The organism is Desulfobacter sp. (assembly GCA_028768525.1).
Taxonomy (GTDB): domain Bacteria; phylum Desulfobacterota; class Desulfobacteria; order Desulfobacterales; family Desulfobacteraceae; genus Desulfobacter.
Genome location: CP054837.1, coordinates 3,733,186 through 3,757,156 on the forward strand (window position 1 = coordinate 3,733,186; position 23,971 = coordinate 3,757,156).

Sequence of the window (23,971 nt, forward strand, 5' to 3'; positions counted from 1 at the left end):
GGACAAGGGGGGCCGCCGAATCCGGCCAGAATATACCCGGACCGTCTATTTGCCTTAATCCAGTATCTCCCTGAGGTGGCGGGCCATTTCCGCCATGCCCAGCGGTTTTCTGGCATATGCCCGGATGCCCATCTTAAGGGCTGTTTCCCGGGAGATCCGGTCACTGTAACCGGTACAGAGCAGGATGGGGATATCCGGTCTCAGGGTCAGCATTTCCCGGCTGAGACGGTCCCCGGGCAGTCCGGGCATGGTCATGTCCGTGACAACGGCGTCGAAGCGGTCCGGTGACCGGCGGAATATCTCCAGGGCCTTGCGGCTGTCTGTTTCAGCGGTGACCCGATACCCCAGGTTGCCGAGCATCTCTGTGAACAATTCCGTTTGAAAAGGCTCGTCATCCACAAAGAGAATCCGCTCTTTTCCCCCGGGCAGCAGCGGGCTCCTGGCGTCACTTTCATCCTGGACGGTCCCTTCTAGTACGGGCAGAAATATATCAAACCGGGTCCCTTTGCCCGGTGTGCTGTCCACGGTGATACCGCCTTTGTACCGTGTAATGATGCCGTGGGCCACGGCAAGGCCCATCCCCGTTCCCTGGCCCTTGGGCTTGGTGGTGAAAAAGGGATCAAATATCCAGCCCATCACCTCCGGGGGCATACCGGTCCCCGTATCCTTCACCGAAAGGCGGATGAACCGGCCCGGTTTCCCGGATGGGGGTACCATGGACGGCGCATGGGAGGTCTCCCCCAGGGAAATGGTCAGGGTGCCGCCGTTTTCTTTCATGGCATAGGCGGCATTGGTGCCCAGGTTCATCAGCACCTGGTGAATCTGGGTGGGGTCCGCCATGACCGAGGCCTCGGAGTCTATCCGGGTGCGGATTTCAATGGTTGACGGCAGACTGGCCCGCAGCAGCTTGGTGACTTCTTTGGCGATTCGGCTGAGCTTCACCGGTGTCGGGTTGACCTTGGTCTGCCTTGAGAAATCCAGAATCTGGCTGACCAGGTCCCGGGCACGTATGCTGGCCTTGATCACCTTGTCAAACCGCTCCCGGTTAGGACCCTGGGGGTTTTTCATCACTCCCAGTTCGGCGTTGCCCAGGATGGCGGCCAGGATATTGTTGAAATCGTGGGCGATTCCCCCGGCCAGGGTGCCGATGGCCTCCATTTTCTGGGACTGGATCAGCTGTTTTTCCAGCTCTTTTTGCTGGGTGATATCCCTGAATATCCCCTCCACCCCGGCCGGCGGGGCCTCTTCATCTTCCCGGTAATACCGGGCCGATGTGACCACCGTCACCCGGTGGCCCTTTTGGTGCTTGAGGCTCAGTTCGAAGCCTTCCAGTTCTCCGTTTTTTTCAAGCTGGCCGATGAATCGTTTCCTGTCCTCAGGCCGGATGTCCAGGATCTGGCTCAGGTGCATCCCGACGGCCTGATCCGGTGGAACGCCTGTGACCTTTTCAAAGGAAGGGGATACCAGGCTGATCCGGCCCTGGGCATCGGTCCTGAAAAAGGCGTCAACCAGGTTGTTGAAAAGGCTGCGGAATTTTTCTTCACTGACCGCCAGGGCCGCCTGGCTTTCCTCCCGTTTCTGGATCAGGGTCTTTAGTTCCCGATGGCTTTTGATCCGGGCCAGGAGTTCGGTTTTGTTAAAGGGTTTGGTCAGGTAGTCGTTGGCCCCTGCGGCCAGGCCGGCGGCCAGGTCTTCGGCCCGGTTTTTGGCCGTGAGCATGACCACGGGCAGCCGGTCCCTGGGGTATTTTTCCCTCAGTTTCCTGCAGACTTCGTAGCCGGACATCCTGGGCATCATCACATCCAGGAGGATGAGGTCAAAGGCGTCTCCCTGTCCGGCTGTCTTGTCCAGGGCCTTCAGGGCGTCGGGGCCGCTGGATACCTGGGTGACCCGGTAGTTTGCCGTGGAGAGCTGGTTGGAAAGTACCCTCAGGTTGACGGCTTCATCATCCACCACAAGGATGTGGGGGAGGTCTGCGGCGGTACCGGGCAGGTCGATTTTCTGGTCCGGGCCCGTGTATTGGATCTCATCCTTTTCCAGGTCCATGAGTTTAAACAGGGCGGGGGCGGCGGGGGGGCGCCGGCTCTCTTCCGGGGCGGTGGGCAGGGTGAAGAAAAATTCAGACCCCGCATTGGGGCGGGAGGCAAGGCCGATGGTGCCCCCGTGCAGTTCCACCAGTTGTTTGCTCACGGCCAGGCCCAGGCCGGTGCCCGAGAACTCCCTTTCTGAGGAGCCGTCCACCTGTTCAAAGGATTCGAAAATTGTCCCGTGCTTTTCCCGGGGGATGCCGATGCCCGTATCCATCACCCGGGTTTCAAGCAGGCCGTCTTTTACGGATGCGGTGACGGCCACATGGCCTTCCGGGGTGAATTTTACGGCATTTCCCACCAGGTTGAAGAGAATTTGCTGGATGCGGTCCTCATCCCCCAGGGCCAGGGGCAGGCCGCCGGGGATCCGGTTTTCAAGGGCCAGGGGCTTTCCTGCGGTCAGGGGGGCGGAGATGGCCAGGACCACATCGGTGAGGCTCTTTAAATCCACGGGTCTGATCTTCAGTTTCAGGTCCTTGTGGCGCAGCTTTGAAAAGTCCAGGATATCGTTGACCAGGCTGGCCAGCCGCCTCCCCGATGCGATGATCATGGCCAGGTCCTTTTGGGCGCCCGGGGGAACCGGGCCGGCCGAGCCGTCCAAAAGGGATTCGGAAAGCCCGATGATGCCGGTCAGCGGGGTCCGCAGTTCATGGGAGGTATTGGCCAGGAATTCATCCTTGAGCCGGTCCAGCTGCCGCAGCCGCCGGTTGGACTGCCGCAGGTCCGCCTGGGCGGTTTTTCTTTCCCGGACTTCCCGGTTGAGCCGGACCAGGTAGAATATGATAATGCCCAGGATGAACAGGGCCCCGGACCCCAGCAGGGTGTAGAACCAGCCGGTCTGCCAGAAGGGGGGGCGCACATGTACAATGATCCCGGTTCCCTCCTCGTTCCAGATACCGTCGTTGTTGGAACCTTTCAGCTTCAAGCGGTACCGGCCCGGGGGAAGGCCTGAATACCGGCCGAAATTATTGTGGCCGGAATAGAACCAGTCCTTGTCAAACCCCTCCAGCATGAAGGCGTACTGGTTTTTCTTTGGGTTGGCATAGTCAAAGGCGGCGAATTCAAACTCAAAGAAATTCTGCCGCCAGTCCAGGGTAATGGATTCAAGCCGTTCCGGAGCCCTGCCGGCCGGCATAGGGGCGCCGCCCTGTCGGAGTTCGCATAATTTTACCGCCGGGATATGGGTGTTGGTCTTCAGGTCTCCGGGGAAAAATGAGGTCATGCCCCGGGTGCCCCCGAACCACATCTCCCCGCTTTTGGAGGTGATGCCGTTGTTGGCGTAGAACATCACGCTTTGCACCCCGTCCTCCCGGGTAAAGGCCCGGGCCTTGCCCGTGGACGGCTCAAACCGGACCAGCCCCTGGTTGGTTCCCAGCCACAGCGCGCCCCCGGGCGCCTCGCCGATGGAGTGGACCGCATCAAAGGGATAGCCGTCTTTCCGCCTGAACCGCTGGAACCTCTTTGTTTCCCGGTCAAAGCGGTTCAGCCCGTTTTCCGTGCCGACCCAGATCCGTCCGTCCGAGGCCGTGAAGATGGGAACCAGAAGGTTGTCGCTGATACTCTTTGCATCGTTGGGATCATGTCGCAGATAGGTAAAAGCGGCGGAGTTTTTGTCAAACCGCCCCAGGCCCCTGCCCCAGGTGGAGAGCCAGATGATGCCCTGGCCGTCGTCCATCAGGGACCAGGAGTTGTCATGGCCGAAGGTGGTAAATTTTTCGGTCCGGGTGTCGAAGCGGACCAGGCCCTTGGCCGTTGAAATCCACATAATCCGGGGATCGTCCCGGTCCTGGATCATCCGGTTGATCTGCTGGCCGTCAGGCAGGCTGTCCGGGTCCCCCGGGTCCGGGTAATAGGTTTTGACTATTTTTTCTTTATCCCTGTCAAACACAGACAGGGCAGAGGGAACCGAGCTGCCGATCCACAGGGTGCCGAAGCTGTCTTCAAAGATTCCCGGGGAATAATCGGCTGTGGAGGGGATGGATCCCGGGTCCCCTGGATCATGGAAAAAATGGGTGAACCGGCCGGTGGCAGGATCATATTTATTGAACCCCTTGAGGGTGGAAATCCATAGAGCGCCCCTGCTGCCCTCGAAGATGGAAACCACCACCTCCGAGCTGAGGCCCTCCCGGGTGCCGGGACGGGCATCGTACTGCCTGAACAGCATGGCATGGGGGTTGTAGACCATGAGTTTGCCCCGATCGGTGAGCCCCCAGACCCGGCCGGTGGCGGGATCGGAAAAGGCCATGGTCAGGTCCGTGTCCGGCCCCGCCAGCCGGATAAACCGGTTTTCGCCGGGCAGGTAGAGGGAGGATCGGTCTTCGTGGGAAATGAGAAGGCGGCCGTCCCCTAATTCCGTGATGTGGACGATCCGGTCGGCGCCGATGCTGTTTTCGTCGTCGGGATCGCTCCTGAAGGCCGTGAATCTTGTCCCGTCGTACCGGTAGAGTCCGTTGTTCTCCGTACCCGCCCATATCTGCCCCCGGCTGTCTTCAAATACGGCCATGACCAGTTTCGGTGCGGTTTCCCCGGGGACCAGGGGCATGGCCCTGAATCCGGATTGATTTTTATCCATCCGGCTCAGCCCCTTTTCCGTCCCGGCCCAGACGGCGCCCCGGCTGTCCGCCAGCACCGCCCGGACATTGTCCGAGGCGATGCTCAGCCTGTTTCCAGGGTCATGGCGGAAGCTTTTGAATGTGTCCGTTTTGTCGTCAAACCGGTTCAGCCCCCCGCCGATGGTGCCGACCCATAAAAATCCCGCCCGGTCCTGGTCCAGGCAGTTTTTTCCGTTCCAGAAAAAACTGTCGGAACTGATGGAGCTGGGGTTTTCAGGGTCGTGGGTAAAATGGGTGACCGTATCGGTATCCTTGTCAAACCGGGTGAGCCCACCGCCGGCCGAGGCAAACCAGAGCCTCCCCTCCCGGTCCTCCAGAATGGCCGGGATATTGTTGGACCGGATAAATTCCGAGGCGCTGACATAGTGTTTGAGGCGTTTCCCGTCAAACCGGTAGAGGCCGTCTACATAGGTTCCGATCCAGATAAATCCGTCCCGGTCCCTGTGGAAGACCATGGCCTGGGATTCAATGTCCGCAAGGGTTTTGAACACCATTTCCCTGCCGGCCACGCCCGTGACCGGCAGGGACAGACCCAGGGTCAGGATCGCCAGGACGATACGAATGACAAAGGATTTTATCGGCATGGTGACAGTTTACCCTTTGGCGGGGGGCAAGTCAAAAGCTAAATCGCCCGGAGAGCTGTTGCATGGCGGCTGGGATGAAGAGTTTACGGGGCAACTCATTTCGAAAATCTGGGGGAAAGGGAAAATGGATATGCCGCAGTTTTTGCTTATTCTCCAGGACTGGTCCTGGCCCGGACGATCCTGAAACTTGCGGTTACATTGCCGGAAAACCCTTTATCCTGTTGTTTTAAGCGGTCTTCGATATCTTTTGTATCCAGAAAGTCAGAGATTTCAAATCCCCGGTCCCCCAGGAAAGCACTGATTTGACCCTGTTCAAGGGCAAACCGGTTTCCGGACTCCCCGGACTGGTGTTTCCGGTTGAAGGCAATCAGCTCCTTTACCCCAAAAGCATCGAATATGCCCGGCCACAATTCAATGTAGTCAAAGGCAACGGTCGACCCCCGGGGAGCATGGGTTTTTATGCAGTCTAACGTCGCGTCAACAGCATCCGGGAAGATGTAAAAGGTTACCCCCTCCCAGGAGAAGAAGGTCTTTTTTCCAGAATCAAATCCGGCATCCTTCAGAGCCTGGATAAGGGAGCCGGTGTTGAAATTCAGGGGGACAAAAGATACCTGCTCTGGTACAGGGATACCGGCCTGGGCAAGGCAGTCTTTCTTTCTGGCCTGGGTTTTGGGGGCATCTACCTCGAATACCCTTACCCGGTCAAGCTCCCCTGCAAATCTATACGCTCGGCTGTCGTACCCGGCACCCAGGAGTACGATCTGTTCAAATCCACTGTCCATCGCCTCCTTAAAGAAGGTGTCAAAGATATGGGTCCGGGCTGTGACATATTCATAAACGCCGACGACGAAAAATTTTTCCATATAGCTTGAACGATGGTTCAGATCGTCCAGAGCCGCCTGCTGGTCCGGAAGAAGGAAAAAACGGGCCAGTCGGTCTTCACATCCCATACCCGTGGAATCCGCCTGGGAAAAAGCCCGCATCAAGGTCGTCCACAAGGCTGTCCTGGAGGCCTGGTCGTCAATGGTGCTTTGCAGAGGATCTGCCTTCAGGCCGACGATGCCGAAAATATTTCCAAACGGATCTGTCACCTTGGCCTGGTGAAACTCCCCGCTCACTTTGAGGGGCGGTTGCATTGGCGTCGCGCCCAGCTCCTGCAGCCGCAGGAATTCCCTGTCAATATCGGAGACCGCCCAGAAGGCCGAAGCGCCCTGGATATCCCCCGGCGTCACCTCGGATCGGGTGGTCAGCCAGACCCGGTCATGGCCGACCTCAAACCCGATGGTGGTGTCGTCCAAAAGGGTTGGCGCCTTGTCAAAGACTTTTTCATACCACCTCCCGGCGGCCGCAAGGTTGTCCACCGGGTACATAACCGACCGCAATCCCAGATACATGATCTCCCCCTTTTTTAAAAAAAATTGTGTGTTATGTCCGCTGTCCTTTGAGTCCCTCAAGGATAGCGATGCTTCCGTCCTTTACCACCTTGATAATGGTGTCGTCATCCCAGGTCGCAGGGGGGGGATTGCTCAATTGAAAGGCCAGGCCATGGCAGAGCAGCCACCGGGTAAGTTGGACCTGATAAATTTCATCGGGAGTCAGGCCGGCAAATCCAGAATATCCGGCCAGAGAGTCGGTACACTTTTTCCATATCCCCTCCCCATGGTGTTTGAAATGACGAATATTTTTTTCATTATTACTGCCCCTGAACAAATGATTGTCCGAGCGGGCAAACATGACATAGCCAATGCCATGGTCAATCCAAGGATCGCCTGTAACGGGTTGCCTCATCCGGCAGTACATAAGGTTCAATGTTTCTATGACCAGCGCCTCTTCCAGATCGTCCATGGATTTAAAAAAAGAATAAATGGGCTTGGCCGATGTTCCCAGGGCACTTGCCAGGGTCCGTGTGGATAGCGCTGTCCAACCCTTCTTCCGGACAAGGTGAAGCGCAGTATTCAGTATCTGGTCTTTGGTAAATTTAAATTTAGGCGGCACGAAATTTCTTCCTCATCGGTTTAAGGGAAAGGGTAGAATGAGCATCGGTGGTTGCGCAACACCTGATGCGTAACAATATTTGCAGGCCAGGTCAAGGAAAAAAATGATTGCTTTACGCAAATGCATATGGGAAATCCCCCCGGCCCCTGCCTGGAATGCAAGGGGGAATCTGGCCCGGCAAAATTTCTTGACATCCTTAACGGTTTCGACTAAAAGACGTAAGCTCGCGGCAGGTACATGTTTTTGCCGGCGATCCTGAATGCAAAAAAACAGCAGCCCATGGGTTGCGAGACTGTTGCCTTGGGCCGGTTACCGTTCCAGGGCATTTCTGTGTAAAGGGTCTGCCAGCTTCTGCTCCGGGCTTTTTTACGGATAACCTAAGCAGCCACGGAGATGTAAATGCTTGAAAAAATAGATGTCAGTCCTGCCTGCGGCCTCTATCGCATGGCAGGGAAAAAGGATGCCGCCATTGAGCGCATCATCGCCACTACCCCGGAAACCCGGGCCATCGCCAACGATCCCAGGGTCATGGGAATCGATTATACCCGCCGCCTGCAGCAGGCCTGTTCACATGTGCTCAACGCCCTTTCAGTTAACGGCCTCACCTGTCTTGAAGAAACCGAGACCATTGTATTCAATATTTTAAGGGGCGGGCTGAATTTCGGCCTGCGGGAGGCCCTGGGCGATGCCTTTGGCTGGAACTGCCACGGCTCTTCCTTTATTTCGGCCCAGCGGGCCAGGGATGATGATTCCCCGGAACAATGGCATATTGTGGAAGGCGATTATTCCAAAGTCTACATGCCCAACCGGGCGAGCATCGTCATCGGGGATGTGGTGGCCACGGGCACCAGCCTGGAGCATGCAATGAAGGCCCTGGTGGCCGAGGCCGAGAACCAGGGGGCGGATCTGCGTTCCGTGGTCTTTTTCACCATCGGCAGTCCCCGGGCCGCCGAGATCCTGGCGGCCACCGATGCCATGTGCAGGAAACGGTTCCCCGGGTTTGAAAAGACCGTCCTGGTTTACCTGGAAGGCTGTTTCGCCGTGCCGGCGCCTGAGACCCGGCTCTCCATCAAGATTACAGGAACCGACCTGCTGCGGCTAAACGCCGTCATGGCCCCTGAATTTGTGGCCTCCCAGTATGAAGATCCCGCCTATCCCATCCAGCGCTGCACCATTTACGATGCCGGGTCCAGGGCCTTCTGGACGCCGGAGTACCTTGCGGATCTTGAGGATTACTGGACAAGGGTCAGGGAAATCGCCGGCAGTGGCGTCTCTTACCGCGCCTTCCTGGAGGAACGGTTTCCGGAACTGGATGCGGACCGGTTCGGAGATGTGGACCTGGGAAAAGTTAGTGACGAAGAATTGGCCTGGATAAAGGGATTCACACAGTAAATAAAAGGAATAGAAGATGAAAAAAAACAACGATATTGATTTTGCACTGGACCATGTGGCGGATTCCCACAAAAACGGATTCATCCCCATGATGGTGGTGATGCTGGGATTTACCTTTTTTTCCGCCTCCATGTGGGCCGGGGGAAAACTCGGGGTGGGGCTCACCGCCTACGAACTCATGGCCGCCGTCATGGCCGGGAACCTGATTCTGGGGGGCTACACCGCCTGCCTGGCGGCCATTGCCGCCCGGACCGGGCTGTCCACCCATCTGCTGGCCCGGTATTCCTTCGGTGAAAGGGGATCCTGCCTGCCCTCCTTCCTCCTGGGCATCACCCAGGTGGGCTGGTTCGGTGTGGGCGTGGCCATGTTTGCCCTGCCTGTGCAGAAGGTGACCGGATGGGACATCAACCTGCTCATCGGGATTTCAGGTGCCGTGATGACGGCCACGGCCTGGTTCGGCATCCGGGCCCTGACCATCCTCAGCCTGGTAGCTGTTCCGGCCATCGCCGCCCTGGGATTTGTATCCGTGGGCAATGCCTTTTCCGAGTTCGGCGGGCTGGGTGCCTGGCTGGACGCGGTGCCGGCCGAGCCCATGTCGCTGTTTACGGCCATCGGCATCTGCGTGGCCTCTTTTATCTCCGGCGGGACGCTGACCCCGGATTTCACCCGGTTTTCAAAGAATACAAAAATCGCCGTCTCCACCACGGTGATTGCCTTTTTCCTGGGCAACTCGCTCATGTTCCTCTTCGGGGCTGTGGGCGCCACCTTTTACCAGCAGGCGGATATCTCCGAGGTGCTGCTCAAGCAGGGCATGATTGTCTGGGCCATGATCATCCTGGGCCTGAATATCTGGACCACCAATGACTCGGCCCTCTATGCCTCGGGCCTGGGCTTTTCCAATATCACCCGGCTGCCCAAAAAACTGCTGGTCCTGGTGAACGGGGCCGTGGGCACCATCATGGCGCTGTTCCTCTATAACAACTTTGTGGGCTGGCTGGCCTTTTTGAACACCATGCTGCCCTCCATCGGCGGGGTGATCATTGCCGACTATTTCCTGGTGAAAAAGGGCAATTACGGCCGTCTTTCCAATACCCGGTTCGACGGTATCCGCCCCACGGCGGTCATCGCCTGGCTGGCCGGCGTCCTGGCCGCCAAGTTTATCCCGGGCATCGCCCCGGTGAACTCCGTATTCTGCGCCGTGGGCGTTTATCTGGTGGCTGAGCAGCTTGCCCCCGCACTGGGGGGCAAAACCGCTAAAAGTAACGGGTGATCAAGCGGCGGCCCATTGCTTTTCAAGCAGCAGGGCCGCCCCATAAGCGCCTGTCATCTGGGGGGCTTTTGGCACCAATACCTCCCGGTCCAGTGCCTTGCCGACCATGCTGCAGATGCAGGGGTTGCAGGCCACCCCCCCGGAAAAGACAATGGGGCCGGAGGGGGAGACCCGGTTGAGCATGGAGACGGCCCGCTTGACCACGCTGAGGTGGAGCCCCCGGGCGATCTCACTCCGGTCCGCCCCCCTGGCGATGAGGGAGGTGACCTCGGATTCGGCAAAGACAGTGCACATGCTGTTGATGGCCAAATCCTTTTTTGCAGCCAGGGCGGCTGGTCCGAACTCGTCCAGGGAGAAGCCCAGGTTCCGGGCCATGATTTCCAGGAATTTGCCGGTGCCGGCGGCGCAGCGGTCGTTCATTTCGAATTTTTTGACCCGGCCGTTGTCCAGAAGGCCGATGGCCTTGGCATCCTGCCCGCCGATATCCAGGATGGTCAGGGCGTCGGGGAATTGGGCCCTGGCGCCTGCGGCGTGGGCCTTGATCTCCGTAACGGTGCCGGTCCGGTCAAATGCGGTTTCAAACAGATCCCGGCCGTACCCCGTGGCCATGATGCCGTCGTAGGTCAGTCCGTCCAGAAGTTCTTTGGCCCGGGTGATGGGATCAAACCCTGTATCCGCCTGCCGGCTTTCCAGAATACGGCCCTTTTCAACCAGCACCAGTTCCATGGACCGGGAGCCGATATCGATTCCTGCTGCAATCATGGGCTATCCTAATCTGAAATCTGTTCAATAAAGGCTTGGACCCGGGTCTTGAGCTGTCCCGCATCTTCCATGCCGTAGTCCGTGTCTATCCTGAGGCAGGGCATGCCTTTTTCCTCAAGGGCCTTTTCAACGGGAATGGATTCCATGAGATAGGGCTGGCAGAACTGGAGTCCGTAATGGATGACCCCGTCGGCCCCGTAAGCTTCGGCCATTTCCACAATATGGTCCAGCCGGTCCGTATTGGGGGTGAAAATGGCGCAGTCCACCTTGAAATACCGGTCGGTGACCGCATCCATGAGGGCATCAACGGTATCCCCGGAGTCATCGGTGAGGTTACGGGTGCCCCGTTCGCCCACACAGGATTCCTCGCCCACAATGACGGCGCCGGCGGTTTCCACGATCCAGGGCAGTTTCCAGTTGGGCACGGCCATGGGACAGCCCGAGACCAGTATCCGGGGGGCAGCAGGCTTGGCGACACCCCGGCTTTCTTGGATGCGCTCTTCCAGTTCGTCGCAGATTTTGTTTACCGATTCGGTAAACCGGGCCGGATTGTCGTAAAAGGAAACCTGGTTGGCCAGAAGGGCGTCCAGACCGGAGATGGGAGCGGGATCGGCCTTACGCAGCCGGTAGAGCCGGTGCAGTGCGGACCGCTTGGCATTGACTGTGGCAATGGCCGCTTTCAGGGATTCCACAGTGATTTGTACACCGGTCAGTTCCTCCACGGCCTGCTTGAACCTGTCGTACTCTGCCCTGAGCAGCTGCCGTCCCAGGCCGGATTTCATCTGGGGCAGGTCCATGACATAGAGGTTGTCCATCATGCCGCCCATGGTTTCATAGGCCTTTTTCTTTCCGTCGCAGGTATTTTCGCCGACCACCATGTCGGCACTTTCCAGGTAGGGGCAGACCCGGCCCAGCTTGAAGCCCAGGGCGGATTTGATCAGGGCGCAGGTGTTCCTGGGCAGGTGTTTTTCCACTTCCTCCACGGCAAAATCCGCACCGGAGCACAGCCCCACCAGGGTGGCGTTGGCGGCCAGGGCGATTTCTTCGGGGACGAAGACGCAATAGCTGCCGATGATTTTCCGGCCCTGTTTTTTTTCTTCCATCAGTTCTTTGATTCTCAGCCCGTGGACTTCGGACATGACGAAATCGAAATAGGCCATGCCTTCGGGGCGGTTCTCCTGGGCCAGATAGATGTCGGTGTACCCCTGTCCCAGCACATTGAGCAGGGCGTTGTGGGCCTCAAGGTCCAGGCCCAGTTCCTTCCACATGGGTTCATAATTTTCGCTCATTTTGTCTCCTTTTTCGTTTATGGCAGCGCCGCGGTCGCCGCGGTCGCTGCTGCCGTTCTGTTGGCGGACTCGGGTTCAAGGGCCTTGAGTATCCGTTGGGTCAGTTGGCCGAACCGTCCCACCGCCCGGCTCCGGGGCCGGGCCATATTCACGTCGATCTCTTCTTTGATCCGGCCCGGACGGCCGGTCATCACCACAATCCGGTCCGCCAGAAATACCGCTTCATCCACGCTGTGGGTCACCAGGACAATGGTCTTCCGGGTGGCTTCCCAGATCTTGAGCAGTTCGCCCTGGAGCAGGATCCGGGTATGGGCGTCCAGGGCCCCGAAGGGCTCATCCATGAGCAGTACGTCCGGTTCGTTGGCCAGGGCCCTGGCAATGGCCACCCGCTGGCGCATGCCGCCGGAAAGCTCGTGGGGGTAGGCATCCTTGAAGTCGGCCATGTCAATGATATCCAGGTAGGTCATGGCATCTGCACACCGTTTTTTCTTGTTCTCCCCGGCAAAGGCCGGCCCTGCGGCAATATTGTCCAGCACCGACATCCAGGGGAAAAGGGAATATTCCTGGAATACCATGCCGATTTCAGCCCGGGGACCGGCGACGGGAACGCCGCGGTAGTTGACGGTGCCGGCGGAGGCCGTCTCAAGGCCTGCCGCAATCCTGAGGATGGTGGACTTCCCGCAGCCCGAGGGGCCGACGATGCAGGTAAACGACTGTTTTTGGATGTTGAGGTCCACCCCGTCCAGGGCCTGCACCGCCTCGCCTTTTTCCGTGGCATACACCTTTGACAGGCCGGTGATGCGGATGATCTCTTCTGTCTGGTTTATCATTTTCCCCCCTGCCGCCGCCATGAAAATTTCTTTTCCTCCAGCCGTCTGAACATCATGTCCAGAACCGCACCCACGCATCCGATGGAGATCATGCCGGCAATGACGATATCGGTGGAGGCCAGGGTAAATGCATGGGTGATCATGTACCCGATTCCGGAGAGGGAACCGGGCAGCATTTCCGCCGAGACCAGGCACATCCAGGCAATGCCCAGGCCGATGCGCATGCCGGTGATGATGTCGGGCATGGCCGCCGGCATCAGGATTTTCCTGAAGATCTGCCCCTGTCCCGCCCCCAGTACCCTGGCCGAATCAATGAGGGTGGGGCTGACATTCCGCACCCCCTGGATGGTGGCGGTGAGAATGGGGAAGAACGCACCGATGAAGATGATGAAGAGCATGGAAAATTTAATATTGTCCAGGTAGATAAAGAGGTTCCCCGTCTGGGCGCCTGTCAGGGTGGCCAGGCTGGATATGCCGAACCAGGCCATGACCAGGGGCACCCATGCCAGGGGGGGGATGGGCCTGAACAGGTTTAAAAATCCGTTAAAGCAATTGAAGATTGTCCCGTAATACCCCATGAGCACTCCTAGGGGGACGGCCACCAGGGCGGCCAGGACATACCCGGCGGTCACCCGCGCCAGGCTCACCAGCACATTGCCGGCCAGGGAACCCATGCTGATGAGGTCCTGCCCCGGGTGGGCCAGGATCATCCCGACCTGGCCGGGGGCGGGCAGGATGACCTGGTTGCCCACCCGCCGGGCCAGGATGGCCCATGCTGCGGCCAGCAGCATGGGCGCCAGAAAAGGGACAAGGTTGAAAACCGGATGTTTTTTCATGGGAGGTCCATTAAATCCGGTGGCTATTGGCCCAGGCTCTTTTCCACAAATGAAAAATCATAGAGCAGGGGAGCGGCGGAAATAAGATCCTTACCGGCAATTTTCCCTTTGAATTTTTTCATATTGTTGAGCATATCCAGGAAGGCCGCCTCGCCGTTCATCCAGTTTTCAGAGGGGTTGGTGGTGTAAATAATGGATGAGTGTGCCACCGCTTCCGCAGGGACGCCGATCCATCCGGCGGAGATGGTTGCGGCTTCCTTTTTGTTGGTGTTGCACCATGAGGAGGCCTCGGTCATCAGGTCGGTCATGGCCTGGACGATTTGGGGATGATCGGTGATGAGCCGGCCGGCGGCGCCCATGACGCAGCAGGGGAAATCACTCCACTGGCCCTGGGGAGGCAGGTTCCGGGAATCCAGTCCGATGTGCCCGGCCTTCCTGTACTCGGCAACGGCCGGGTGGGGGGCAGGTCCGACCCAGCAGTCCACCTGTTTGGCAGCCAGGGCAGGGATCAGGTTGGAAGTGGATTTGAGATCCACCATGAGGATATCGGCATCGGCATCGTTGGGATTGCCCGTAATGGAGAAACCGGCCCGGTGCAATGCGCCTTCAAAAACCACCCGGGGGGCGCTGGTGGGGGAGTGGTAACCAATTTTAAAGGGTCTGTCTGAGGCTTTGACGGCTGCAGCCAGATCCTCATAGCCGTTGATGTTGCTGTCCGGAGGGAAGACCATGCTCATGCCGTCCACGTGGAGGGGGCAGAGGATTTTCATGGAAACCCCCTTGTCAATACCGCTCATGAATGCCGTGCTGGAGGCAAGGCCGATGTCCAGGCGGTTCATGGCAAAGAGGGTGGCGGTTTCCGAGCCGCTTTTAGATACGATGAGGTTGAGTATGGCCATGGGGGTGCCGTCGGCATCCATGAGCCTGTATTTTTGTTTGTCCACCATGGGGGCAAGGTAGGCGCCTGAGGATTTGAACGCCTCTCCCTTGATCGCCGCCACCATCAGGGGGGTGTGATGGGTGGTGAATACATAGCCCATATAGAGGCTGGGCACCTTTGGGGCGGCGGAGGCCCCGGATACAAATACCAGGGCAGCCGCAAGGGCGAAACAGGTGATGAGCGCTTTTTTCAGGGTGAATCTGTGCATTGGTTTTTTTCCTTTGTTTTGTGTTTTTATTCCAGAAGTTCGATCATGGCTTCAATACGGGTCCTAAGCTGGCCCTGGTCCGAAGCTGAATAGTCGGTTTCTACATGCAAAAAGGGCAGCCCGAGTTTGGTTTCCACAAACTGCCCCAGGGACAGGGATTCGGCATTATAGGTATGGCAGCCCAGCCAGGTCATATCGATGACGGCATCAACCCTGAATGCTTCAGCCATCTGTTCAACGGATGACGGCCGGCCGGGGTTGGGGGTCATGCAGGAGCAGGGCACTTCAAGGTAGCGGCGGGCAATGGCCTCCCAGGGATCCCCGGTTTCGTCCACGGCCAGGGACATGCCCTTGAGGCCGGTGCAGTTTTCCATGCACACCACCCGTGCCCCCAGTGCTTCGATGATCTGGAGGACTTTTTCGCATCCCTTTCCCACGGGGCAGCCTGTGAGCAGTATCCTGGGGCCGGTGTGCACGGGGAGGCCGGGCCTTTCCAGATCGGCCTCAAGTTCGGCCTTCAGCACCATCAGCCGCTCCAGGTAGTTTTTGGGATAGACGGCAAAGCTTTTGCTTTCCTGGATGGCCAGCATCTGGGCGGTGGTGACCGGAGAGCGGCTGTCTGCTGCCAGCAGGGAAACCTGGTAGAGGGCCTCCCTGATCCGGTTCTGGAGGCGGATTTCTTTTTTCAGGGCCTCTTCGGTCACCTGGATGCCGGAGTGGCCGGTAAGGAATTCGGCCAGCTCGTATAGGGCCTGCTTCCAGTAGGCCAGGGCCGAGGGCCCAGCCTGGGTGTGGGGCAGGTGCATGAGATGCAGGGGCTTGAGCCGCCCCATTTGCTCGTACATTTTCTTTTTCCCGTCGCAGGTGGTCTCGGCAATGAGGATGTCTGAAAAGCTGAAAAAGGGACAGGTGTCGGTGACGGCGTATCCGTAGCTGGATTTCACCAGGGGACAGAATGAGGGGGGCAGTTCCTTTTCAGCGGCCTGGATGGGGGCCTGTTTTTTTCCGCAGAGGCTGACAGGGGCGATGCCGGCGGCTCGTATCAGTTCATTGGGGGCGTATATGCAGTAAACCCCTGCAATTTTTCGGCCTTCCTCCTGCCATTGGTCCAGGTCGGCCAGGCTCTGTTCTGAAAAGAGGGTAAAGGGTTTCAGATTTATCATAGGTCTCCTGTTGGTTGGTGTTGTTGGTCGCTGTTTATGGGAGATCCAGTATCAAGTCAAAGTGATAATCCGGATAGAACAACAGGGATTGGATAGAAAATTTCCATAGGCCGAGGGGCGGGCATCCGAAATATCAATTTGCCCTGTCATCCGCTTTCTAGTATGTCTGTATCCCTTGAGATCCGCCCGGTGCGGATAGATATGCGATTTATTTTAAGAAGGGTCATCTAGATGGCAAAGAAAGATCTGATAAAAGAATTAAAGATGTCGGCCGGTGCCGGCTGAGCTGCCAAGCTGCCTCCAGGGGACCTGGACAAAGCGCTTTGCGGGATGGAGTTTCCCACGGATGAGAATGTGCTGGTGGGGCTGGCCCGGGCCGATGATGCCGGGGTATACAGGGTCTCCGATGAGGTGGCCCTGATCCAGACCGTTGATTTTTTCACCCCGGTGGTGGATGACCCCTATCTTTTCGGCCAGATTGCCGCGGCCAATGCATTGAGTGATGTCTATGCCATGGGCGGGACTCCTAAAACGGCCATGAACCTGGTGGCCTTTCCTTCAAAATCCATGGACCTTTCAATTCTCCGGGAAATTCTCCAGGGGGGAACGGACAAATTGGTTGAAGCCGGGGCGGTGCTCCTGGGGGGACACAGTATTGAGGATCCGGAGATCAAGTACGGGCTTTCCGTCACCGGATTTATCCATCCGGACCGGGTGCTGACGAAAAACGGGCTTGCTGCCGGTGACCGGCTGGTGCTGACCAAGCCCCTGGGCACGGGTATTCTGAATACGGCTCAAAAAGCCGGGATGGTGCCGGAGGATATATACCGGGAGGCGGTTTCCCTCATGGCCCAGCTTAACCGGGGGGCCGCAGAGGTGATGGACCGGTTTCCTGTCACTGCCTGTACCGATATCACGGGGTTCGGCCTGGCCGGCCACCTGGCGGAGATGCTGGAGGGAACGGGTCTGGGAGCCCGTATTTTTTCCGGCCGGGTGCCGGTGATCCCCGAGGCAATGGGACTGTCGGACATGGGGTTCCTGCCCACGGCCGCCTACAACAACCGGCAGTTCAGGGAGTCCATGGTCGAATTCTCTGATGGACTGCCCCGTGCGGCCAAGGACATTCTATTTGATCCCCAGACATCCGGCGGCCTGCTGATGGCGGTATCACCGGATCAGGCCGGGGAACTGGTCCAGGCCCTTCAGGACATCGGGATAGCGCATGCGGCCTGCTTTGGTGAGATAACCGAGGGGCCGGATGAGAAAATATACATAAATCAATAAAATAAGGAAGAAGATGAATATGGAAATAGATGCAAGGGGACTGGCCTGTCCCGAACCGGTGATCAGAACCAAAAAAGGGCTTGAAGAGGAAAAGTCAACACAGGTGCAGGTGGTGGTGGACAATCCCGCCTCCCAGGAGAATGTCCGGCGGTTTTTAGAATCCCAGGGATTCCAGACGGCGGTTGAACAGGCCGGTGAAGATTATTTTATCATGGGGGACCGGGATGCCGTGCCCGAGTTCCAGCCCGGGGAAAATGACACGGATGACCAGGATTTGAAAAAGATTGCCGTGGTCTGCGCCACGGACCGCATGGGATACGGGGATGATGAACTGGGCAAAAAACTGATGATCAGCTTTATCAAGACCCTGAAGGAGATGGGGGATGAGTTGTGGCGGCTGGTCTTTGTGAACAACGGGGTGAAGCTGACCATCGGGGGCTCCCCTGTGCTTGAAGAGCTTCAGGCCTATGAAAAGGAGGGGCTTCAGATCCTTGTGTGCGGTACCTGCCTCACCCATTTCGGCCTGCTGGAGGAAAAACAGGCCGGCGAAACCACCAATATGCTGGATATTGTGACGGCCATGCAGCTGGCGGATAAGGTGATCAAGATTTGATGGCCATGCCCGGGGACCGCCCGGGCATCCGTCGCGTTGCAAAATGTAATGGGCACTGTGAAAATGCAACAAAGCGATATGTAGCTAATTTTATTGGCCAAAACGGATGGTTTTAAATGCTATGTTGCAAATTGCAACTGTTTGACGGAACGGGTGAATCCAATTCTCTGTTCAGGATATCCTTTAATTTCAGTCATATAAGGGGAGAGTTTGCATTGGCGCAATAATTGCTCTGGTACGGGTTGAACCCAAACCGGTAAAGGAGATTGGCATGAGCGTCATTACATTTTTCGGACGGAAGTTTACTGGAAGAGCGCCGTTGGCAGAAAAAGCAGCAGATATCCTCGGATATAGAGTGGTGTATGACCGGAACCTGATCGATACCGCCGCCAGGGAATACGGATTGAAAAAAAAGGATATCCGTAAGAGCATCTATCTGGACCCGCCCATGGCAGAACGGTATTCTGCAGATAAGGCCAGATGCATTGCGGCCGTTAAATCTGTCCTGGCCGAAGAGGTCAAAAAGGGGCAGGTGATAATCAGCGGATTTCTCGGGGGACTGGTTCCCTCAAAGATGGGCCTGCATATTCTGGTAACCGCCTCAGAGAATTCCAGGCGCCGCCGGCTGCAGCGCCGGAATACGGATGAGATCACCCGCGAAGGGCACCAGATGCTGGAGACGGACGAGGCATTTTTGAGGTGGTCCCTTTATCTGAAGACCACAGAAGGGCGTAAACCTTCGAATTTCGATGGCGTGGTCAGTGTTTCCAGGACCGGGCAGTCCGAGCTGATTGATATGATCTTCGATGCGGCGTCTGAAAAAAAAGAAGAGATGACCCCCAAGGAGTTTTCCCTGGCAGCCAGAGTCTCCCGGCTCATGGCTGAAAAGGGGCATCGGGTATCTGTGGACGCCAAGGAGGACCAAGTGGACCTCAAAATCCATAAACCGGTTCTGATGCTTTCCAGGTACGGCAAAAAACTCTCCGCCCTTGCCCGCTCCGTTCGAGGCGTGGGAAATGTCCGCACCCGGGCCGGCTCCCTGTTCTACAGGGCAGATATCTATCCCGGTTGCGAATTCAAGCCCGCCCCCCAGGTGTCCTACCGGCCCATTGAAATTCAGTATGAACGGATGTATGCCCAGGTGGCCGGCCGCCGGCCTGCTTTTGTACAGAAACAAGACGAGCAGATTTCATCGCTGGCTTACGTGGGCAGGGCCTGATCCCGCTGCAGGCAACAAAAAGACAAGACTGCCCGGCAGGCCATTTTTAAAGAATGCTGCCGGACAGCTTATTCCAGTTTGAAGGTTTTGATCTTACGCCAGAGGGAAACCCGGTCGATTTCCATGATTTCCGCGGCCTTTGTCTTGTTCCAGCCTGTCTGTTCAAGCACCCACCGGATATATCTTTTTTCCTGTTCCTTCATGGTGGGAATTTTTCCTTCAGGTGCGGTCCGATAGGTTTCGATGGCCAGCTGGGTCATCTGGTCCGGAAGGGCCGCCGGATAAATCACCTCGCTGTTTTCCATGGCCACCGCCCGTTCAATGATGTTTTCAAGTTCACGGACATTGCCGGGCCAGGAGTAGTTCACCAGAAAATCCATGGCTGCCCGGTCGATCTCTTTTACGGATTTGTTCATTTCCCGGTTTTTCTTGCCCAGGAAATGGTAGGCCAGAAGGGGGATATCTTCCTTGCGTTCGGCAAGGGGCGGCAGCTGGATGGTGACCACATTCAGCCTGAAGTAAAGGTCCTGGCGGAAATTGCCGTTGTCAACCTCGTGCTTTAAATCCCTGTGGGTGGCGGCGATGAACCTTAAGTCCACAGGAACGGTCTGGGTGCTGCCCACCCGCATGAGTTCCTTTTCCTGGATTACCCTTAATATTTTAATCTGCATGGACGGGGGCATGTCGCCAATTTCGTCAAAGAAGACAGTTCCCTTGTCCGCAAATTCAAAAAGGCCTTTTTTGGTTTTGACCGCACCGGTAAAGGCCTCTTTCTCATGGCCGAAGAGTTCGTTGGCCATGAGTTCTTCTGAAAAAGAACCGCAGTTAAAGGCCACCATTTCGTGGCTGTGCCGGCTGCTCAGGTTGTGAATGGCCCTGGCCACCAGTTCTTTTCCGGTGCCGCTCTCCCCCAGGATCAGGACGCTGATATCGGTTTGGGCCACCTGCCTGATGGTTTTTTTGACCTCGGTCATGGCCGGGCTGTTTCCAATGATCTGGGGCAGCTTGGGGCCCTTTCCAATGGCCTGCTTTAAGGATATGTTTTCCAGCTGAAGGGATCGTTTGAGCAGGGCTTCTTTAATGACCTGCCTCACCTCTTCTATTTTGTAGGGTTTGGCAATATAGTGGTAGGCCCCTTCCTTCATGGCCGTGACGGCATTGTCCACCGTGGCGTAGCCGGTTATCATGATCACTTCGGTGTAGGGCTGAAGCTGACGGCTGTGCTCCAGAATCTGCATGCCGTCCATCTTCTTCATCTTGTAATCGGTGATAATCAGGTCAAAGGGCTTTGACTTGATCAAAGCCAGCCCCTTAATGCCGCTCTCCACGGCGGTTACCTTGTATCCTTCCTTTATCAGAATATGTTCAAGGTTATTTCGGGCGATCATCTCATCTTCGATGATCAGGATCTGTTTTTGCATGGTGCTCCCTAAACCGTATCAGCCGGGCAGGCTGACCGTAAATGTTGTGCCTTTTCCCGGGCTGCTTTCCACATCAATGGTGCCCCCGTGCTGCTCAATGATGCCGTGGATAATGGAAAGGCCCAGCCCTGATCCTTTGCCCACCTCCCTGGTGGTAAAAAAGGGATCAAAAATTTTGGCCAGATTTTCTTTTTTAATGCCCCGGCCCGTGTCGGACACTTTAAAGACGAAATTGTTGGCGTCATTGTCATTGAATGCGCCAATGGTCAGGCGACCGCCCTCTCCCGTGTCCATGGCCAGAAAGCCGTTGATGATCAGGTTGAGCAGCACCTGCTGGATCCGCCGGGGATCCATTTTGCCCTCAAGGTCTTCTTCCACCGCTATGACCACATCAATATCCGCCGGGATCTCGCCTGCGATCAGGTGCATGGTGCTCTGGATCAGGTTTTTGAACCGGACCCGCTCGATGGAAAAGTGGCTCTGCCTGGAAAATTCAAGCAGGGCGCGGATGATGTCCCTTGACCGGTTGATCTCCTGCTCCACCTGGGTGAGCAGGGTCTTTTTAAATTCAATGTCCGGTTCCTCTATTTCCTCCTTGATGATCTGGACAGAGGTGGAAATATTGTTCAGGGGGTTGTTCAACTCGTGGGCCACCCCGGAGGTGAGCGTGCCCAAAGAGGACATTTTTTCGGCCTGGACCAATTGCTTTTTTCTCTTATCCAGTTCCTGGATCATATGGTTGAGGCTGTGGGCCAGGGATTCGAATTCGTCCCCGGTTTTTATTTCCGGAATCTTATCGAATTCGCCGTTGACGATCCGTTTGATTCCGGTCTCAATGGATTTCAGGGGGCGGTTGAGTTTCCACACAAGAAATATGGCGGTGGAAATGGTCAGAATGAACAGGGAAAACAAGGAGGCCAGCAGGTATCCCCTGGACCGGTCCAGAAGTTCAAAGACCCGCTCACGTTCGTTTTTTTCGAATTTTTCAATATCGGTGGTCAGCTCCCGGCCCAGCCGGGTGGCGGTCTCCTGTATTTTCAGGACCTGGTTGAAATGCGCCTGGGTTGATGTATCTTCATGGTATAAATCGTGCAGTTCTTTCATGTTCCGCTGGTAAGCCGCTATGGTCCGGCTCCGGTGCCGCACCGAAGGAATTCCCGGGAATTCCTTTTCGATGAGGGCCTGTTTTTCAGCTGTTTTCTGGATATAGGCCAGGGCCTGGGTCAGGTCCTGGAGGTCTCTTCTCAGGAAAAAGTTTTTTTCGTACCGCCTGGCCTCAAGCACCGTGTCCAGAAGGTCCCGTTTTTTTTCGATGAGAATCAGTTTTGAGTTGATGGCCGAGTTGCTGTAGTGGTTGAAGAACCAGATGATACTGTTCACCGCCATGAAAATAAGAAACAGAAAGGATATTTTTTGTCTGATGCTGAATTTCATAAGTTGTATCTTATCGTTATTCATGGCGGACAAACAAGATAAAAATTTTCCGGCGGTACCGGCCGCAAGCGTTTAGGATGCTGGCCGGTCCGCCGGGAATAGGTTAGGGATCAGCCGATGCCGTAGAAAAAGTAGATTACGCCCAATTCCACGGTCAGGAACAGAAGGGTCATCACCGCCCCGGCCTTGGCATAGTCAACGGTCCGGTATCCGCCGGGCCGCATGATCAGGGCATTGACCTGGTGGGTGGGCAGGACAAAGGTGTTGGAAGCTGAGATCCCCACCACAAGGGCAGCCATCCGGGGATCCCCTCCTGCCATCACCGCCATGTTCATGCACAGCGGCACCAGAAGCACCGTTGCCCCGACATTGGATATGACCAGGGTGAAAAAGGAGGTCATGATCCCGACCACAGCCAGCAGCACAATGGGCGATGGGGTGCCGATGAGGCCCAGTACGGTCTGGGCGATGAAGGCCGCCGTCCCGGTTTTCTCAAAGGCAATGCCCAAGGGGATGAGGCCTGCCAGCAGAAAAACGGTCATCCAGTCCACGGAGAGATAGGCTTCGTCCACGGTGAGTACCCCCGTGATAATCATGCCCAGGGCGCCGGACATCAGGGCCACGGAAAGCTGGATTTTCAAAAAGATGATCTGGAACAGGGCGATGGCCAGCCATCCCACGGCAAGCATGGCCTTCTGGGGCCGGAGAATTTCACCTTCCAGGGGGGAGGCAAATACCAGGGCCCGGGGCTGGGGGCGGTTTTTGAGGATGTGGAATTTCTCCCAGGGTCCCTGGAGGAGCAGGGTATCCCCCATGGCCAGCCGGATATTGGTCAGGCCGGAATAGTATTTCCTGTTGTCCTTGAACAGCACCAGGGGGTTGAGGCCGAACATTTCCTTGAAATCCACCTCGTTCAGGGTTTTGCCGATGAGTTCCGACCTGGGCGAGACAACGGTTTCCGCCATGCCCGCATTGGTGTTGGCCAGGGATTCGGCAAAGGTTTCCAGGCTGTCCTTGATTTCCCAGCCGTACTCCTTGGCCAGCTGTTCGATGTTGGCCCGTTTGCCCACCACGGCAATATCGTCTCCGGCAGTGATTTCCTCGTAGCTGTGGGGCACATGGTTGGTGGTCCGGGTGGACGGGGAGGAGATGCCGATGACGGTCACCAGAAAACGGGGCCGGATGCTCAGGTGATCAAGTACCCCGGTTACCCCGGTGTCCTTGGGGACGTGGAGCTCAATAATACTGTTGACTCCCTGGTATTCCTTGATCAGCATGTCCGATGCGCCTTTGCCTGATTTTCCGCTGCTGTCCGGAAGGATGAACCGCCCGAAAAAAAGGAAATAGAGCAGGGCCGTTAAAAGGAGGCAGACGCCGATGGGGGTCTGGGTAAAGAGCCCGAAGGGTTCAAGTTTCTCTCCGCCCAGGACCATGAGGTCGTTGAGCAGGATGGTGGGGCTGGCCCCCACCAGGGTCAGGGTGCCGCCGATGATGGCACAGAATCCCATGGGCATGAGGATTCTTGAGGTGGGGATGCCGATGCGTTTGGATATCCGCTGGGTGGCGGGCAGAAACAGGGCCGCGGCCCCGATGTTCTGCATCATGCTGGAAATGATGCCCACGGTTCCCGAGACCAGCAGCATGATTTTGCCCTCGCTTTTTCCGGCCAGGGCCAGGATGGGCTTGGCCACCTTGTTCATTACTCCGGTTTTGTCCAGCCCGGCACCGATGATAATCACCGCGATAATCGAACATACCGCATTGGAACTCAGTCCCACAAAGGCCTCTTTGGGTGAGATCAGGCCGATGAGCGGCAGAAGGACCATCATCATGATCCCCACCACATCCACCCTCACCCATTCAAAAACAAATAGACAGATCACAAAAACAAGCACAATCATTGTCATAATCATTTCAGGTGTCATTTAACAGTTCTCCATTCAATCCTAAATTTTCAGGGTATTGCGCAGGTATTATTCATTTTCATTTCTGTAGATAAAGCAAAGGATAGCCACGGCCAGGATCAGGCCTA

General features: G+C 56.8%; 17 protein-coding genes. 5 read left to right on the plus strand and 12 right to left on the minus strand.

Features of this window, described 5'->3' with window-relative positions; translation table 11 throughout:
- Positions 1 to 54: 54 nt before the first annotated feature.
- From HUN04_16615 to HUN04_16625, 3 genes are all read right to left on the minus strand, one after another.
- Positions 55 to 5,283 (minus strand): response regulator, encoded by a 5,229-nt coding sequence (locus HUN04_16615; protein ID WDP91229.1) that lies wholly within the window; start codon positions 5,281 to 5,283, stop codon positions 55 to 57.
- Between the two features lie 146 nt (positions 5,284 to 5,429).
- On the minus strand, positions 5,430 to 6,677 hold the full coding sequence (locus tag HUN04_16620) for an SAM-dependent methyltransferase (protein ID WDP91230.1): 1,248 nt from the start codon (positions 6,675 to 6,677) through the stop codon (positions 5,430 to 5,432).
- Between the two features lie 31 nt (positions 6,678 to 6,708).
- Positions 6,709 to 7,278, minus strand: coding sequence for a TetR/AcrR family transcriptional regulator (locus HUN04_16625; protein WDP91231.1), 570 nt, complete (start codon positions 7,276 to 7,278; stop codon positions 6,709 to 6,711).
- A 399-nt stretch (positions 7,279 to 7,677) separates the two neighbouring features.
- Here HUN04_16625 and HUN04_16630 point away from each other — a divergent pair, with 399 nt between their 5' ends.
- Positions 7,678 to 8,670 carry a phosphoribosyltransferase gene (locus HUN04_16630; protein WDP91232.1) on the plus strand — a complete coding sequence of 331 codons (993 nt, stop codon included), beginning with the start codon at positions 7,678 to 7,680 and terminating at the stop codon, positions 8,668 to 8,670.
- Between the two features lie 16 nt (positions 8,671 to 8,686).
- Positions 8,687 to 9,940, plus strand: a complete 1,254-nt coding sequence (gene codB / locus HUN04_16635; GenBank protein WDP91233.1) for a cytosine permease — start codon at positions 8,687 to 8,689, stop codon at positions 9,938 to 9,940.
- On the opposite strand, the gene HUN04_16640 is transcribed toward codB, so the two are convergent.
- Genes HUN04_16640 through HUN04_16665 form a run of 6 tightly spaced genes read right to left on the minus strand, consistent with a single transcriptional unit; the run spans position 9,941 to position 15,965 of the window.
- Positions 9,941 to 10,702 carry a 3-hydroxyacyl-ACP dehydratase gene (locus HUN04_16640; GenBank protein ID WDP91234.1) on the minus strand — a complete coding sequence of 254 codons (762 nt, stop codon included), beginning with the start codon at positions 10,700 to 10,702 and terminating at the stop codon, positions 9,941 to 9,943.
- A gap of 8 nt (positions 10,703 to 10,710) precedes the next feature.
- Positions 10,711 to 11,991, minus strand: a complete 1,281-nt coding sequence (locus HUN04_16645; protein WDP91235.1) for a 2-hydroxyacyl-CoA dehydratase — start codon at positions 11,989 to 11,991, stop codon at positions 10,711 to 10,713.
- Between the two features lie 17 nt (positions 11,992 to 12,008).
- Positions 12,009 to 12,821, minus strand: a complete 813-nt coding sequence (locus HUN04_16650) for an ABC transporter ATP-binding protein (protein WDP91236.1) — start codon at positions 12,819 to 12,821, stop codon at positions 12,009 to 12,011.
- Positions 12,818 to 13,657: an ABC transporter permease gene (locus HUN04_16655; GenBank protein ID WDP91237.1), complete on the minus strand. Its 840-nt coding sequence runs from the start codon at positions 13,655 to 13,657 to the stop codon at positions 12,818 to 12,820. The genes HUN04_16650 and HUN04_16655 overlap by 4 nt, the downstream gene beginning before the upstream one ends.
- Before the next feature lie 23 nt (positions 13,658 to 13,680).
- Positions 13,681 to 14,805, minus strand: coding sequence for an ABC transporter substrate-binding protein (locus HUN04_16660; protein ID WDP91238.1), 1,125 nt, complete (start codon positions 14,803 to 14,805; stop codon positions 13,681 to 13,683).
- A 26-nt stretch (positions 14,806 to 14,831) separates the two neighbouring features.
- Positions 14,832 to 15,965, minus strand: a complete 1,134-nt coding sequence (locus HUN04_16665) for a 2-hydroxyacyl-CoA dehydratase (GenBank protein ID WDP93324.1) — start codon at positions 15,963 to 15,965, stop codon at positions 14,832 to 14,834.
- Between the two features lie 234 nt (positions 15,966 to 16,199).
- Between HUN04_16665 and selD the strand changes: the two genes are divergently transcribed.
- The 3 genes from selD to HUN04_16680 all read left to right on the plus strand — a co-directional run bounded on the left by selD (position 16,200) and on the right by HUN04_16680 (position 19,084).
- Complete coding sequence (selD, locus tag HUN04_16670; protein WDP91239.1) at positions 16,200 to 17,252, plus strand: selenide, water dikinase SelD; 1,053 nt, start codon at positions 16,200 to 16,202, stop codon at positions 17,250 to 17,252.
- Positions 17,253 to 17,265: 13 nt separating this feature from the next.
- The gene (gene yedF / locus HUN04_16675; GenBank protein ID WDP91240.1) at positions 17,266 to 17,865 is read left to right on the plus strand and encodes a sulfurtransferase-like selenium metabolism protein YedF; all 600 of its coding nucleotides are present in this window, start codon (positions 17,266 to 17,268) and stop codon (positions 17,863 to 17,865) included.
- Positions 17,866 to 18,136: 271 nt separating this feature from the next.
- The gene (locus tag HUN04_16680; GenBank protein WDP91241.1) at positions 18,137 to 19,084 is read left to right on the plus strand and encodes a cytidylate kinase family protein; all 948 of its coding nucleotides are present in this window, start codon (positions 18,137 to 18,139) and stop codon (positions 19,082 to 19,084) included.
- Positions 19,085 to 19,152: 68 nt separating this feature from the next.
- On the opposite strand, the gene HUN04_16685 is transcribed toward HUN04_16680, so the two are convergent.
- The 3 genes from HUN04_16685 to HUN04_16695 form a co-directional block, all read right to left on the minus strand.
- The gene (locus HUN04_16685) at positions 19,153 to 20,505 is read right to left on the minus strand and encodes a sigma-54-dependent Fis family transcriptional regulator (protein ID WDP91242.1); all 1,353 of its coding nucleotides are present in this window, start codon (positions 20,503 to 20,505) and stop codon (positions 19,153 to 19,155) included.
- An 18-nt stretch (positions 20,506 to 20,523) separates the two neighbouring features.
- Positions 20,524 to 21,939: a HAMP domain-containing protein gene (locus HUN04_16690; protein ID WDP91243.1), complete on the minus strand. Its 1,416-nt coding sequence runs from the start codon at positions 21,937 to 21,939 to the stop codon at positions 20,524 to 20,526.
- A 110-nt stretch (positions 21,940 to 22,049) separates the two neighbouring features.
- Entirely contained in the window at positions 22,050 to 23,864 is a 1,815-nt protein-coding gene (locus tag HUN04_16695; protein ID WDP91244.1) for an SLC13 family permease, read from the minus strand.
- Positions 23,865 to 23,971 lie beyond the last annotated feature (107 nt).